Source organism: Methylosinus sp. Sm6 (assembly GCF_019802345.1).
In the GTDB taxonomy this organism is placed as follows: Bacteria; Pseudomonadota; Alphaproteobacteria; order Rhizobiales; family Beijerinckiaceae; genus Methylosinus.
On the sequence record NZ_JAINDZ010000032.1, the window covers coordinates 20826 to 33902 of the forward strand.

The 13077-nt window shown below is 66.8% G+C and carries 17 protein-coding genes and 1 pseudogene; 7 read left to right on the forward strand and 11 right to left on the reverse strand.

What is annotated here, in order from left to right; all coding sequences use genetic code 11:
* Nucleotides 1–37: 37 nt before the first annotated feature.
* On the forward strand, nucleotides 38–733 hold the full coding sequence (locus tag K3F48_RS18325) for a hypothetical protein (RefSeq protein ID WP_222576877.1): 696 nt from the start codon (nucleotides 38–40) through the stop codon (nucleotides 731–733).
* A gap of 57 nt (nucleotides 734–790) precedes the next feature.
* Here K3F48_RS18325 and K3F48_RS18330 read toward each other — a convergent pair whose 3' ends face one another.
* The gene (locus K3F48_RS18330) at nucleotides 791–1285 is read right to left on the reverse strand and encodes a MarR family winged helix-turn-helix transcriptional regulator (RefSeq protein WP_222576878.1); all 495 of its coding nucleotides are present in this window, start codon (nucleotides 1283–1285) and stop codon (nucleotides 791–793) included.
* Between the two features lie 237 nt (nucleotides 1286–1522).
* Between K3F48_RS18330 and K3F48_RS18335 the strand changes: the two genes are divergently transcribed.
* The 3 genes from K3F48_RS18335 to K3F48_RS24530 all read left to right on the forward strand — a co-directional run bounded on the left by K3F48_RS18335 (nucleotide 1523) and on the right by K3F48_RS24530 (nucleotide 3173).
* A complete protein-coding gene (locus tag K3F48_RS18335) occupies nucleotides 1523–2092 on the forward strand; it encodes a hypothetical protein (RefSeq protein WP_222576879.1) in 570 nt (189 codons plus the stop codon).
* 80 nt (nucleotides 2093–2172) lie between these two features.
* Nucleotides 2173–2799, forward strand: a complete 627-nt coding sequence (locus K3F48_RS18340) for a copper chaperone PCu(A)C (RefSeq protein WP_222576880.1) — start codon at nucleotides 2173–2175, stop codon at nucleotides 2797–2799.
* Between the two features lie 245 nt (nucleotides 2800–3044).
* Nucleotides 3045–3173, forward strand: a complete 129-nt coding sequence (locus tag K3F48_RS24530; RefSeq protein ID WP_255609345.1) for a hypothetical protein — start codon at nucleotides 3045–3047, stop codon at nucleotides 3171–3173.
* A 372-nt stretch (nucleotides 3174–3545) separates the two neighbouring features.
* Here K3F48_RS24530 and K3F48_RS18345 read toward each other — a convergent pair whose 3' ends face one another.
* The 5 genes and pseudogenes from K3F48_RS18345 to K3F48_RS18365 form a co-directional block, all read right to left on the reverse strand.
* Nucleotides 3546–4133, reverse strand: a complete 588-nt coding sequence (locus K3F48_RS18345; RefSeq protein ID WP_222576881.1) for a DUF1134 domain-containing protein — start codon at nucleotides 4131–4133, stop codon at nucleotides 3546–3548.
* A 71-nt stretch (nucleotides 4134–4204) separates the two neighbouring features.
* Nucleotides 4205–5026 (reverse strand): 3'(2'),5'-bisphosphate nucleotidase CysQ, encoded by an 822-nt coding sequence (gene cysQ, locus K3F48_RS18350; RefSeq protein WP_222576882.1) that lies wholly within the window; start codon nucleotides 5024–5026, stop codon nucleotides 4205–4207.
* A complete protein-coding gene (locus K3F48_RS18355) occupies nucleotides 5023–5322 on the reverse strand; it encodes an acylphosphatase (RefSeq protein ID WP_222576883.1) in 300 nt (99 codons plus the stop codon). Before K3F48_RS18355 ends, cysQ begins: the two co-directional genes overlap by 4 nt.
* Complete coding sequence (gene panC, locus K3F48_RS18360; protein WP_222576884.1) at nucleotides 5322–6191, reverse strand: pantoate--beta-alanine ligase; 870 nt, start codon at nucleotides 6189–6191, stop codon at nucleotides 5322–5324. Before panC ends, K3F48_RS18355 begins: the two co-directional genes overlap by 1 nt.
* Nucleotides 6188–6654, reverse strand: a pseudogene (locus K3F48_RS18365) (gamma-glutamylcyclotransferase family protein). The gene panC and the pseudogene K3F48_RS18365 overlap by 4 nt, the downstream one beginning before the upstream one ends.
* A 244-nt stretch (nucleotides 6655–6898) precedes the next feature.
* Here K3F48_RS18365 and ssb point away from each other — a divergent pair.
* Nucleotides 6899–7420 (forward strand): single-stranded DNA-binding protein, encoded by a 522-nt coding sequence (gene ssb / locus K3F48_RS18370; RefSeq protein WP_222576885.1) that lies wholly within the window; start codon nucleotides 6899–6901, stop codon nucleotides 7418–7420.
* A 70-nt stretch (nucleotides 7421–7490) separates the two neighbouring features.
* On the opposite strand, the gene K3F48_RS18375 is transcribed toward ssb, so the two are convergent.
* The 3 genes from K3F48_RS18375 to K3F48_RS18385 form a co-directional block, all read right to left on the reverse strand.
* Nucleotides 7491–9071: a glucan biosynthesis protein gene (locus K3F48_RS18375; protein ID WP_222576886.1), complete on the reverse strand. Its 1581-nt coding sequence runs from the start codon at nucleotides 9069–9071 to the stop codon at nucleotides 7491–7493.
* 88 nt (nucleotides 9072–9159) lie between these two features.
* On the reverse strand, nucleotides 9160–9393 hold the full coding sequence (locus tag K3F48_RS18380; protein ID WP_222576887.1) for a hypothetical protein: 234 nt from the start codon (nucleotides 9391–9393) through the stop codon (nucleotides 9160–9162).
* Nucleotides 9394–9519: 126 nt separating this feature from the next.
* Nucleotides 9520–9696 carry a hypothetical protein gene (locus K3F48_RS18385; RefSeq protein WP_222576888.1) on the reverse strand — a complete coding sequence of 59 codons (177 nt, stop codon included), beginning with the start codon at nucleotides 9694–9696 and terminating at the stop codon, nucleotides 9520–9522.
* A gap of 317 nt (nucleotides 9697–10013) precedes the next feature.
* Here K3F48_RS18385 and K3F48_RS18390 point away from each other — a divergent pair, with 317 nt between their 5' ends.
* On the forward strand, nucleotides 10014–10298 hold the full coding sequence (locus K3F48_RS18390) for a (2Fe-2S) ferredoxin domain-containing protein (RefSeq protein WP_222576889.1): 285 nt from the start codon (nucleotides 10014–10016) through the stop codon (nucleotides 10296–10298).
* Nucleotides 10299–10306: 8 nt separating this feature from the next.
* Here the strand turns inward: K3F48_RS18390 and K3F48_RS18395 are convergent, their stop codons facing one another.
* Nucleotides 10307–11725: a DEAD/DEAH box helicase gene (locus K3F48_RS18395; RefSeq protein WP_222576890.1), complete on the reverse strand. Its 1419-nt coding sequence runs from the start codon at nucleotides 11723–11725 to the stop codon at nucleotides 10307–10309.
* Between the two features lie 237 nt (nucleotides 11726–11962).
* Entirely contained in the window at nucleotides 11963–12250 is a 288-nt protein-coding gene (locus tag K3F48_RS18400; RefSeq protein ID WP_222576891.1) for a hypothetical protein, read from the reverse strand.
* A 428-nt stretch (nucleotides 12251–12678) separates the two neighbouring features.
* On the opposite strand from K3F48_RS18400, the gene clpS reads away from it, so the two are divergent.
* The gene (clpS, locus tag K3F48_RS18405; protein ID WP_222576904.1) at nucleotides 12679–13062 is read left to right on the forward strand and encodes an ATP-dependent Clp protease adapter ClpS; all 384 of its coding nucleotides are present in this window, start codon (nucleotides 12679–12681) and stop codon (nucleotides 13060–13062) included.
* Nucleotides 13063–13077: the final 15 nt, after the last annotated feature.

Below are 13077 nucleotides of genomic sequence, written 5' to 3' on the forward strand. Positions count from 1 at the left end.
TGGTGCGCGGGGCTGCGGGCCAATGGAGTGTCCTTCGATGTCCATGTCCTTCCGAGAGGCAACTGCTCAGGAGAATGCCGCAGTCTACGGCGGCCTCGTCGACGCCGTGGGAGGCATCGCGACGATCGTCCTCGCGGTCGTCGGTCTCGCCGGCGTCAATCCCCAGCTGTTCGCGTCGATCGCCACCATCGTGTTCGGCGTCGCTCTGCTCATTCAGGGCGGAACCATGCTGTCCGAATATGCTCAGATCATCTTTCCGACGGGCTCCCAGTCCTCCTCCGTCGAGCATTTCGGCGGCGGCAGCCTGTCTGCAGTGTTCCTCGTCGGAGCCGCCGGCATCGTGCTCGGCGTGCTGGCGCTGCTCGGCATCAGCCCCGGCGCGCTGACCCAAATCGCGGCGATCGCTTTCGGAACGGCGCTCGTGCTCAGCAGCAATGCGGTGTGGCAGCTCTATGTGCTCCGTCATGCTGCGGCCAAGAGCGAGGCCGCCCAGTCGCAGAGCTTCGGCGGCGAGTTTTTGGCGAGCGAGATGGCGTCGGGTTCGGCCGGCATTCAGTCGCTCGCGGGACTTGGCGCGATCGTGCTCGGCGTGCTCGCGGTCGCCGGCGCCACTAATGACGTGGTTCTCAACCTCGTCGCGCTTCTCGCCCTCGGCGCGACGCTCGTTCTCACGGGCAGCACGCTCAGCACGACGGTTCTTAGCTTCATGCGGCCGTGGTCGTCGCAGGCCTGAGCGGGCTCTCCCATTCTCCCGGGGTCGTCGCGTCGCGACGGCGCTCGGGTGAAGGGCTCATGTCTCGTCGGCGCCGATATCGTCGACGCGATGCGGCGCCTCGCCGCCGCTCCCATCGAAGAGATCGAGAAAGGCGCTTTTGTCGGCGCGCAGCCTTCTCAAATGGGCGTCCGCCAGTTGTGCGAGCCGGCGGTCGCCCGAAGCCGTGATGATCACGAGCGACCGGCGACGGTCGCCGGGATCGATCTTGCGCCGGACCAGCTTCGCCTGCACCAGCCGCGAGACCAACTCTGCCGCGCTGTGATCGCGAATGATCAATTGCTCGGCCAGCTCTCCGACGCTGATATGTCCGCCGCCGCGAAACGTCTTGATGACGAGCAGCGCCTGATAGCGCTGCATGGTGAGCCCGACATCGGCGGCGGCCTGCTCGCTGAAGGCGAGAAAGCGGCGCAGCGCGTAGCGAAAATTGGCGAGAGCGAGCAGCTCCTCCTCGGTCGGGGCGGGCTTGTCGGCCGCCTTCTCCGCAGCGCCGCAGTCTGCCGTCGGGTCCACGCTGCCTCCTCGCTCTCGCGATAGTCGTCGCCGGAAACGAGAATGATGACGTTCCCGTTTCGAGCGGTCAAGGCGCCCGGGGGCATGCGGCGTCAAAGCCTGCGACAATCGGGCTCGACAGCCGCTCTTGCCGATACATCGTATCACGATTTATAGTTTTGCGGCCGGGGACCGCGAACGGCGCGCGGCGCACGGAGGAACGAGCGCGCAGAGCGCCAAGAGCCGGAGAGAGCGTAAATGATCAGATTTCTCGTCGCCACTTTGCTGGTCACCGCATGGCTGACGTCACAAGCCCACGCGCATGGCGGCGTCAGCATCGACGAAGGCCAATGCAAGATGAAGATCGGCCCCGATCAGATGAACTTCACCGGCTACCAGCCGCTGAAGTCGCGGGAGCAGTTCTGCGACGACATTCCGGACGTGGGCCCGACAATCATCGTCCTCGACGCTGTGCAGGACGAGCTGCGCGATATGAATCTCGAAATCCGCATTCTCCGCGATGTGGGCCAGAAGACCGACGAGGAAAACCTCGAGCAGAACACCGAGACCTATGTTCCGCCCAAGAAGTACCGGACCGGCACGCTCAACTTCGAGTATGATTTCGCGCAGAAGGGCAAGTTCATCGGCCTCGTCAAAGCGTCGACCGACGACGGGGCGAAGGTGTATGTCTCGCGCTTCCCCTTTTCGGTCGGCGAGACCGCGACCCGCGACATCACCGTGATGGTGTTTTTCGCGGCGCTGGGGCTGGTCGGATTCGGTCTCTGGTACAAGAACTCCTTCAACAAGAAGCCGTCCGCCATAGCGTGAGCGGCGCGAAGGGCGCGAGACCGCGGCTCTCGCGCCCGCTCTCACTTCCGTGGCGTTCGGCGACGGACGGAGGAGCGGAAATGACCATCGATCGACGTCGCATCCTTTCGCGCGCGCTCTCGGCCGGCGCGGCGTTCGCGGCTTGCTTCATCATTTGGCCTTCGACCTCGATCCGCGCGCACGAATATGAGGTGGGCGCGATTAAAATCGAGCATCCCTGGTTGCGCGCTCCGCACGAAGGCGAGACGCGCGCGCAGCTCTATATGTTCGTCTCCAATAAGGGGGATCGGCCCGATCGGCTGATCGGCGTCAAATCCGCCGGTTTCGGCTCGGCCGAATTTCACGTCGCGCCGCATTTCGCCGTGCGCGAGAATGCGATCTATCTGCCGCCCATGTCCAAAGTGACGCTGGAGCCCGGCGGATCTCATGTGCTGCTGGTCGATATATCGAAGATGAATCCCATCGGCTGGGGATTCGAGATGACGCTCGTCTTCGACAAAGCCGGAGAAGTCGCCATCGACGCCTCGATCGACGCGCCGGACGCAATGCATGCGCATGACGCCGACGCGATGGAGCGCTGGCGCAAGTCCCATCGCGAATCGTCGTCCGAACCAGAGACGCCGAGCGATCACACGGATCATGACCAAATGCAGAAGGATCAGGAGCCGATCGGCGGCGAGGGCGAGTCGGCGCCGAAATCCGAATGATCGCTGCTGCAGCGTTCGCGCGAGCGCTGACGCGCCAACGGCGCGCGACGGCGTTCGAGCCGCGGTCGTGCGTCGGATCGGGACTCTGCCTGAACTAACTGAAATATCGGCGTTTGGATCAAAAAATGAGCTTGCTTCGCGCAGCGATTGATCGTAGGCCGACCAAACATGCTGCGGCGTCTCGACGTTTTCTGCGCTCAGCATTCCTACTGTTTGGAGCAGAAGCGTCAGTGGAGGCAAAACCGATGTCCAACGATCCTTTCAAGAGGTCCGGCGCCGAGCTGGTCAAATCGATCGCGTGGTTTCTCGGCGCGGTCGGCGTGATCTTCGCGATCATCCATTATGCGCCGATCATTTCGCATGGCGGCTTCTGAGCCGGCGCGACGAAGAATCATTCGATAAAATCCGGGAGTCGTCCGACGAGGGCGGCTCCCGGATTTGCGTTCGGGATGGACGGCGCGACGTTCCGCGCGCGTTCATCGCCACATGCGCAGACCCACCGCGACGGCCATGGAAACGATCGCCACGATCGCGATGATAGCGGCGAGCCGCACCACTTCTCTGCTGTCATCGGCGTTCCGCATAGTCTTCCTCTCGACGGCGTCTCGCGATTGAGCGCGGGAAAAGCGGCCGCCGCGACGGCCGCCCGTCCTCATCGGAATTCCCGCCTTGATTTGCGGACAGCTTACGCGCGTGTGGCCGCCGAGACGAGCGCGAACGGCGCGACGATCTGTCGCGGCCGCCCCTCAGAAGGGGTTCCAGGTCGCTTCGCGTGTGAACTTCAAATAGCCGAAGCTGACGCCGAGCCGCGCGCCGACGCCGGAACGGATCGGCGCGAGGACGATGTCGCCGGCCGTCAGCTCGGTGAGGCCGAGCCCGCCGACCAGATAGGCGGAGCCGTCGACGCCGCCGAACCGCGTATAGATCGCCTCCGCGGAAGGCAGATTATAGACCAGCATCATGGTGCGGTCGCCGTCGGCGCCCGCGTCGAAGCCGAGCGTCGGCCCTTGCCAATAGACCCGCTTTTTGCCGGCGTTGCGGGTGTACATCAAGCCCTCGCCATAGCGCAGCCCGCCGATCAGAGCGCCCGAGGCCTCCTGGCCGAGCACATAGGCGTTGGGCCGGCCCCAGCGCCGCGCGGCCTCCTCGACGGCGAGCGCCAGATTGCGTGCGATCGAACCGAAGAAGCGATGGCCGTCGCGCACGATCTCGTCGCCCGACATTTCCTCGGGGCGCTCCTCATAAGCGGCGAGGGCGGGAAGGGCCGGCGCCAGCGCGCAGGCGCCGGCGAGAGCGAGAATATCCCTGCGGGAGGATCGTGACGCGGCGCTCATGCGGAAGACTCCCCGCGCGGTCTCGGCGACCAGGCCGGCGCCGCGCTCGCTCGAAGAATCTCGCGCGAAGCTTAACAAATCCTTGCCGCCGCGGGGTCGCCGAGAGCGATGAAGGGGCCGTTGCGATAGCCGGTCTCGGCCTTGCCGTAGCGCAGCGGACGGCCGGACGGGTCGAGCACCGCGCCGCCCGCCGCCCGCAGCACGGCGTCGCCCGCCGCCGTGTCCCATTCCATCGTGGGTCCAAAGCGCGGATAGAGATCGGCCACGCCTTCGGCGAGGCGGCAGAATTTGACCGAGGAGCCGGTCTCGCGAATTTCGGTCACGCCCCGCGCGCGCAAGAAGGCCTGCGTCTCTTCGTCGAGATGGGAGCGGCTGACGAGGGCGGTCGGCCCCTGCGGCGGCGCTGTCCGCACGCCGAGCCGGCGCCAATCGCCGGGCGGCGGCGCGTGGGCGCCGGGCGCGGCCCGGCATCCGAAAGCGGTCGCTCCCGCGAACCATAATTCGCCGAGCGCCGGCGCGAAGACGGCGCCGATGCGAGGCGCGCCGTCGGCGACGAGCGCGATATTGATGGTGAACTCGTCGCGCCGCGCCAGAAACTCGCGCGTGCCGTCGAGCGGATCGACGAGCAGAAACACATTGGCGGGCAGGGGAGTCGCGCCCCGCGCAGTGGACTCTTCGGCGATGATCGGAACGCCCGGCGCGATCGCGGCGAGCTCGGCCAGCAGCATGGCCTCGATCTTCTCGTCCGCCTCGCAGACCGGGCTCGCATCCGTCTTGACCCGGGCGACGATGTCCGGCGCCGCGAGAATCTCCATGGCGATGACGCCGGCGCGCGCCGCGAGATCGGCGAAGGCGAGCGCGAGGCGGTCGCGGGTCGCGTCATCGAGGCTCATGTCGGCGCAAAGCCGACATCGCCCGCGCCATTGCGCAGGGCCGCCTCGTCGCAGTCGTCGAGGCGCAGCGCGTCGACGCGCGAGGCCGGCGGGCCGCGCCGCGCCGCGACAACCAGCGAGTCGACCACGGCGGCCGGGCCGGCGGCGACGATCTCGACGGAGCCGTCGCGGCAATTGCGCGCCCAGCCTTCGAGCCCGAGCCGGCCGGCCTCGCGCGCGACGAAAGCGCGGAAGCCGACGCCCTGCACGCGGCCCGTCACAGTGATGCGCAGGATGCGGCGGTTCTCGAAATCCATCACGCCTCCTCGACGGCGATATTGTCGATGAGCCGCGTCGCCCCGAGGCGAGCGGCGGCGAGCAGGCGCGTCGGTCCGTCATGGCGCCGCGCGACGCGCGCCAGCGTCTGTGCATGGCGCGCCTCGAGATAGTCGATCGCAAAGCCGGCCGTCGCCACCTCTTCGCGCGCTTCGCCCATCACATGGCCGATCGGCTCGCCCTCGGCGATCCGACGCGCCGCCGTGACGAGCGCGCGATGCAGCGCGGGCGCGACGCGCCGCTCCTCCTGCGAGAGATAGATATTGCGCGAGGACATGGCGAGCCCGTCGGCTTCGCGCAAAGTCGGCGCGCCGACGATCTCGGCGCGCAGGTCGAGGTCGCGCGCCATGCGCGCGATCACCAGCAATTGTTGATAATCCTTCTCGCCGAACACGGCGACGTCCGGCTCCGCCTGATTGAGCAGCTTGGCCACCACGACCGCGACGCCGGCGAAATGGGTCGGCCGAAAACGGTCCTCGAGATCGGCCTCGGCCGGCCCGCCGACCGTCACGCTGGTGGCGAAGCCCTGCGGATACATCTCCTCGACGGCCGGCGCATAGCAGAGGTCGGCGTTCACCCGCGCGAGGCGGTCGAGATCGGCCTCGAGCGTGCGCGGATAGCGCCCGAAATCCTCATTGGCCGCAAATTGCGTCGGATTGACGAAAACCGAGACGACGACGCGCTCCGCCCGGCGCCGCGCTTCCTCCATAAGGGAGAGATGTCCGTCGTGCAGCGCGCCCATGGTGGGGACGAAGCCGATGCGCTCGCCGCGCGCACGCCATTGCGCGATGCGGCGTTTCAGTTCTGCGACCGAGCCGACGAGGGGAACAGGTGGGGCGAGGCGGTTCATGGGAGGGCTCGCAAAGGCGCGCCGCGTCCGGGTCCGGGCGCGCGGGGGATCAGGCTGTCGAGAAAGGCGAGATAGGCGGCGGGCAGCGCGGCGGCGCGGGCGGCCGCGGCGACGCTCTCCATATAGCCGGGCGCGGGCGCGCCTTCACGCGCCGCCGAGCCGATATAGACGAGGGCGTTGACCGAGCCGGCCGTCTGCTCGCGCAGCACGGGAAGCACGAGCTTGCGATAGAGGCCGCGACGTCTTCATAGCGGTCGAGCGCGGGTGTGTCGGAAAGAGCGAGGTCCCACAGCAGGCCATGCACATCGGCGCGATTGTCGCGCAGGATGCTGGCGAAGCCCGTCTCCTGCACCACGAAGCGATGGCGGGCGAGCCGCGCCCGGCCGAGCAGGCGCGAGCGCGGACAGCGCGCCGCCATGGCGGTCGCGTCCATATTGGCGCCATAGGCGAAATAGAGCGGCATGAGCGATGCCTCTTGCTGCGTTGCCGCGAGAGTTTAGCGCATCGCGAGCCTCTCAGCGAGAAAATGGCGCGAAGGCTCGCCAGAGGCGCCGTTGAGGGTGAGCGCTCGCTTGCTCGACGATCGGCGCGATGCTAGAACAAAAATAGAACTCAGCGGAAGCGCCTTTGCTGTGGACAACGGAACCGATGTCCGCCGGCGCCGATTGGTTCGGATTAGAGTGTCCGGGTTCTGAGGAGAGAGGCAAATGGCGGGCAGCGTCAACAAGGTGATCCTGATCGGCAATCTGGGACGCGATCCGGAGGTGCGCACGCTTCCCTCGGGCGACCGCGTCGTTTCGTTTTCCGTGGCCACGTCCGAATCCTGGCGCGATCGCAACACGGGCGAGCGGCGCGACCGCACCGAATGGCACAATGTGTCGATCTTCAACGAGAATCTCGGCAAGATCGCCGAGCAGTACTGCCGCAAGGGCTCCAAGGTCTATCTCGAGGGCCAGCTGCAGACGCGCGAATATCAGGACAAGGACGGCATTCAGCGCCGCGCCACCGATGTCGTGCTGCAGCGCTTTCGCGGCGAACTGACCTTGCTCGACAGCCGCGGCGGCGGCAGCGGCGGCGATATCGAGGGCGGCGGGGGCTATGGGTCGAGCAGCGGCGGCTCCAGCTTCGGACGCTCCTCGCCGATGGAGCGCTCATCCGGCGACCGCGCGCCCGCCCCGGCCGGCGGCGGCCGGCTTTCCGACCAGCTCGACGACGATATCCCGTTCTGAGCTACGGCGGCGTCGTGACATTCCCTTCTGCCGCCCTGCGGGAGAAGGGGCGCGGCGGCGAGTTTGCGCGTCAGAACGGGTGGTATTGATACAGCCAGTTCTCGGAGAGAACCTCGGCGCCATTGCGCAGGAAGAGGCGCATCTCCACAGGCTCGGGGCCGTCGACCGTCAGATCGAATTGCGCGCGCCAATGGCCCGGCACGCCGTCCGGAACGGCCTCGGTGAAGATATAAGAAAATGTTCCGCGCGAGGCCCAGAGCGCCGCCTCCGGCTTGACGCCGAAGGGCAGCTTCTCCAGCGGCCCGCCCAAAAACTCCACCATGAACTTGCGCACGCCCTTGGGCCGCGGCTTGCCGGGCTGGCCGCCATTGCCGAGCCGCGTCGCGACGCAGCGGGCGAGAGGCGCGGGGTAGGGCTCGTCGGCGAGCCAGTGCAGCCGGTAGGAAAATTCGAACGAGGAGCCCGGCACCGCCGGCGCCTGCGGAACCCACATGGCGACGATATTGTCGTGAATCTCGTCGTCGGTCGGGATCTCGACGAGCTGCACGGCGCCCTTGCCCCAATCGCCCTTGGGCTCGACCCATACGCTCGGGCGGCGGTCGTAGAACACGCCGTCGAGATAATGGTCGAAATTGCGGTCGCGCTGCATCAGCCCGAATCCTTTCGGATTCTCGTCGCTGAAGGCGGAGGCGATCACCCGTCCGGGATTGTTCAGCGGGCGCCACAGACGCTCGCCGGAGCCGGTCCACATGGAGAGGCCGTCGGAATCGTGCACCTCCGGCCGCCAGTCGGCGGCGGTCGGCTTCACCGCCTCGGAGAACCAGAACATGGAGGTCAGCGGCGCGATGCCGAAACGGATGAAATCGCCGCGCAGATGCAGGGCGCAGTCCACATCCATCGTCACCGCGCCGTCGCGCTTGGCGATGATGCGGAACGCGCCCACGATCGACGGTCCTTCGAGCAGCAGATGGATGTGCAGCCCGTCGGCTGTCTCGGGGCCGATGTAGACATTGGTGAAATCGGGAAATTCTTCCGACCGGCCGGCGACCCAGGTGTCGAGCGCGACGCCGCGCGCCGAGAGTCCATATTGGCGAAGCGCGCCGATCGCGCGGAAATAAGAGGCGCCGAGAAAGGCCGCCCAATCATTCTTGCGCCAGTCGAGCGGGCCGTCCACCGGCTCCTGGATGCGGAAGCCCGCGAAGCCCGCGCCCTTCGGCAGCTGATGGGCGATCGAATCGGCGGGCATTTCGAAATAGGTCGGGCTGTAGAGGATCTCGCGCGCGTCGCCGTTCTCGACCTTGTACATCCGCACGGATTTGCGGAAGAACATGCCGAGATGGAAAAACTCCACCGGATAGCGCCCGGGGCCGATCCTCAGCGCATAATCGGTGTCGTAACGGATCTTGCCCCAGGCCTCATAGTCGATTTTGCCGGTGATCTCGGGGTCGGGCTGGAGCGGGGGATGGTAGGGCTCGGCGACGCGCCGGCGCGCGGTGTCCTTCAGCCGCTCGAAAGTGAAAGGCTCGGCCGGCCCGAGCTGCAGCTTGCCGGGCAGGGGCGCGCCACTAGCCTCGGCCGCGCCGAGGGCGCTAACAGCGGTCGTCGCCGCCGCGGCCTCGAGGAAGGAGCGGCGATCCATCTTCTCGGTCATTGGGGTCGATCCTCACGCGGGCCGAAGCGTTCGGGCGAGCGTCGTTCGAGCCGCCGTCCGGCCGATGGTCGTTGGGGGATGTGGGCGATCAGCGAATCGGCTCGTGGCGGACCGCGGTGCGCATGAAGAAATACAGGCCGACAAAACCGGCGAGCGCGAACACGATCTCGATGCCGCGGCTGATCGCCGGGTCGAGCTGAAACAGGCCGCCGAGCGCCCAGCCGGCCGCCCAGGAGGCGCCGACCAGCTCTGTTCCGACGAGGATCGCCACAGCGACCAGCGTGGACAGATGCAGGAGGTTGAGGGGCTTCTTGCTGCTCATGCGACGGGGGACTCCGCGCTCATCGTCTGCCTCGACGGTGCTATACGATCGATCGGAACGGCGCAAGCGCCAGGCCGCGGCGGCGCGAAGGACGCAGGTCCCGCGCGCGAATCCGCATCATTCCGCTCATTCTTTCTCCTGGGCGCGGCGCGATCTGATGATCGCCGATCCGACGCTCCAGCCGCCGATCGCGCCGACCACGCTTCCCGCGATCGCCACGCTGAAGCCCAATGCGCTGCCCACATAGGCGCCGATGAGCGCGCCGACGCCCGCGAAAGCCAGCGCTGTAGCCGACAATTCCACCCGAGGACTCCTTATCTTGTCGGGTTCGTCACGCCGCCGCTCCCGTCGCCTCGCCGCCTCCGTTCCCGGATGGGGACCTCGGACAAAGCCACGACGGCTCGGCGATTACTCAGGCACTCTCATGACCCGGAGGCGCTCGCAACCGAAATTCCCGCTGCGAGCGCTCGTCGCCACGATTTGCCACGCCTCACCATAAATTGCACTCGCTCCGCGCCAAAGCATGAAAATTCGTATTCGAGGCGCTCCAGAATTGGACGCGTCTTCGCTTGCGCACTACAAGCGACGGGAGCGAGGCGATCGGAAACGGAGGGGCGAGCATGAATGCGAGCGTTGCGCCGCCGCTCGTGCGGCTGCTCGTCTGCCTCGGGCCGCGCTGCGATGCGCAGGGCGGCGGCGAATCGCTGCTGGCGGAGCTCCGGGCGGCCTTGGCCGAGGCTTTCGCCGAGGACTTGGCCCGCGGCCGGATCGCCCTCGCGACGCGCGACTGTCTCCGCCACTGCACGCGCGAGCCGGTGGCGCGAGTCGAGCCCTCGGGAGACGTCTTCTCCAATCCCCGCATCGACGAGCTTTTGGCGGCCGTCGCGCGCGAGCTGGCGATGTGAGCCCCGGGCTATTCTTCTCCGACCTTGGCGGGCTTCAGCACCACTGGCCGCAGCAGGAATGAGGGGATATGGTCGCCGAGGCCGATCACGGGCGGCCCATCGTCTTCTCGCGGACGCGGCGTCCGTCGGTCGCGGCGATCGCCATAGGTCGGCGGCCGCGTGTCGGACTCGGAGGGGCGGCGCGGACGGGCGCGCGCCGGCTCGGCGCGCTCCGCAGCGGCCGGGCGCCGCGATCTTTCGCCGGAGCGGATGCGCTCGCGGCCGCGCGCCGGACGCGGCGTCTCCTCCGCGGGCGGCAATTCGTCGAGGCCTGGACCTTCCCAGTCGATCTTATTGCCGATCAGCGTCTCGATCTGGTCGAGATATTTGCGATCCTCGCCCGTCACCAGCGTGACGGCTGTGCCGGAGCGTCCGGCGCGGCCGGTGCGGCCGATACGATGGACATAGTCCTCGCTGTGCGTCGGCACGTCGAAATTGAACACATGGCTCACGTCGGGAATGTCAAGTCCGCGCGCCGCCACATCGGAGCAGACGAGCAGGGTCACGTCCCCGTTCTTGAACGCGTCGAGCGAAGCCATGCGGGCGAGCTGATCCATGTCGCCGTGCAAGGCGCCGGCCGAGAAGCCGTGCTTGTCGAGCGAGCGGTGCAGGATGGCCACGTCGCGCTTGCGATTGCAGAAGATGATCGCGTTCTTGAAGTTCTCGGCGCCGCGCAGCAGGCGGCGCAGCGTCTCGCGTTTCTCGCCGTGGCCGTGGGTGGCGACCAGCGCCTGGCGGATGGTCGCGGCCGTGCTCGAGGCGCGCGCCACCTCGATGCGAACCGGATTATGGAGGAAGGCCTCGGTCAGCCTCGTGATCTCCGGCGGCATGGTGGCCGAGAAGAACAAGGTCTGGCGCGTGAACGGCACGAGCTTGCAGATGCGCTCGATGTCGGGAATAAATCCCATGTCGAGCATGCGGTCGGCCTCGTCGATGACGAGGATCTCGATATTGGTGAGCAGCAGCTTGCCGCGTTCGTAGAAGTCGAGCAGGCGGCCCGGCGTCGCGATCAGCACATCGGCTCCGCGCATGATCTTGGCTTCCTGGTCGCCGAAGGCGACGCCGCCGATCAGCAGCGCGACATTGAGCTTGTGATTCGCCCCATATTTGGCGAAGCTCGCCTCGACCTGCGCGGCGAGCTCGCGCGTCGGCTCGAGGATGAGGGTGCGCGGCATGCGCGCGCGGGCGCGGCCCTGCTCGAGGCGGCACAGCATCGGCAGCACGAAGGCCGCCGTCTTGCCTGTTCCGGTCTGGGCGATGCCCAGAATGTCGCGTCCCTGCAGGGCAGGGGGAATGGCCTGCTCCTGAATGGGCGTCGGCTGCGTGTAGCCGGACGCCTCGACGGCCGCGAGGACCTTCTGCGAGAGGCCGAGTTCGTCGAATGTCATCAATGGTCCTGGTCGCGGCGATGCGGGTGAATTCGGATCAACGCGCGTGCGGGCCGCGACGGGCGCGCGTGTCGCTCAGGCGGCTTCGTCGCAACTCGACGATCGAATGTTCCGCTGACGCTCTGCTCGGGCGATCCGAGAGCAAGACGTGCGCCATGCTTGAAGCCGAACGGGCTCAAAGTCAATGAATTTGACGCGGCCGGCCCGTTTCGTCGGGGCCGGGTTCGAGCAAATGCCTCAATTATGGCCCTTGTCGCAGGGCGAAACGGCGGCGGCGCCGCGCCGCGCGGCCGGAATCGAGGCGGTCGTCGACATGTCGACGCGGACGTCTCGCAAATCCTGCGCGCCGGCCGGCCGGTTGTCCGGCCGCACGAAGGCGATGGCGGGAAGCTCGCCCTTTTGTAACTTTGACGACAGCAGATCTGCGCCGAGCACGCTGACGAGCGCAAGCAGGGCGGAAACGAGCGCAACTCTCTCCACGAGGGAGCCAGACTCGTCACGCAGAAATCCAGGGGTGGTCGACATGGGGGCCTCGCGTTCCGGCTGCGTCCGAGATTGACGACATGCGGTTAAGGACGCGTTGACGGCGCGCGGCTGCGCTCCAGCCGAAGCGAAAGGGATTGGAAAGCCTCGCAGGCCGGGAGGCGGCCGCCCTCACTTGTTCGGCGGCGAAGACACATTATCTCCCTCGGTGATTTGTCGACTGTCCCCTCCGTTCCGGAAGGCGCCTCTTTCGATTTTTTCCGTCGAACGGCTTTTGGGTCTTGCCAATGCCCCTGCGAGAAAGAAAACTCATCGGGTCCCCGCTTCGCCCTCCGCGCGATCGACGGCCGAACCCGTCCGGTACGGAGAATGCTACGAACCCGTTCGGCGGGCCTTTCGAGGGCCATTCATCGGAAAGGGGAAAGAGGAAGGCCGAGGTGACAGTGAACGATGAATTCTCGCTCGATAGCGTGGTTCGGCCGCATGCATCGCGTCGCGTTGCGCCGCTGCGCGCCGGCAAGGAGCCCCGCAGGAACGGGGGCGGCGATGGCGGCTCGGGCTCCGGAACGGCGCTGATCACCCGCACCCGAACCCAGACGCGGCGCCCCAACATGTACCGCGTCCTTCTGCTCAACGACGATTACACGACGCAGGAGTTCGTGGTGATCGTGCTGCGCAAATATTTCAACAAGTCTCTGGAAGAGGCGACACGCATCATGCTGCATGTGCATAATCACGGCGTCGGCGAATGTGGGGTCTACACCTACGAGGTCGCCGAGACCAAAGTGACGCAAGTGATGGATTATGCGCGCAAGCATCAGCACCCGCTTCAGTGCATCATGGAAAAGAAGTGAGGGCGGACCAAAACG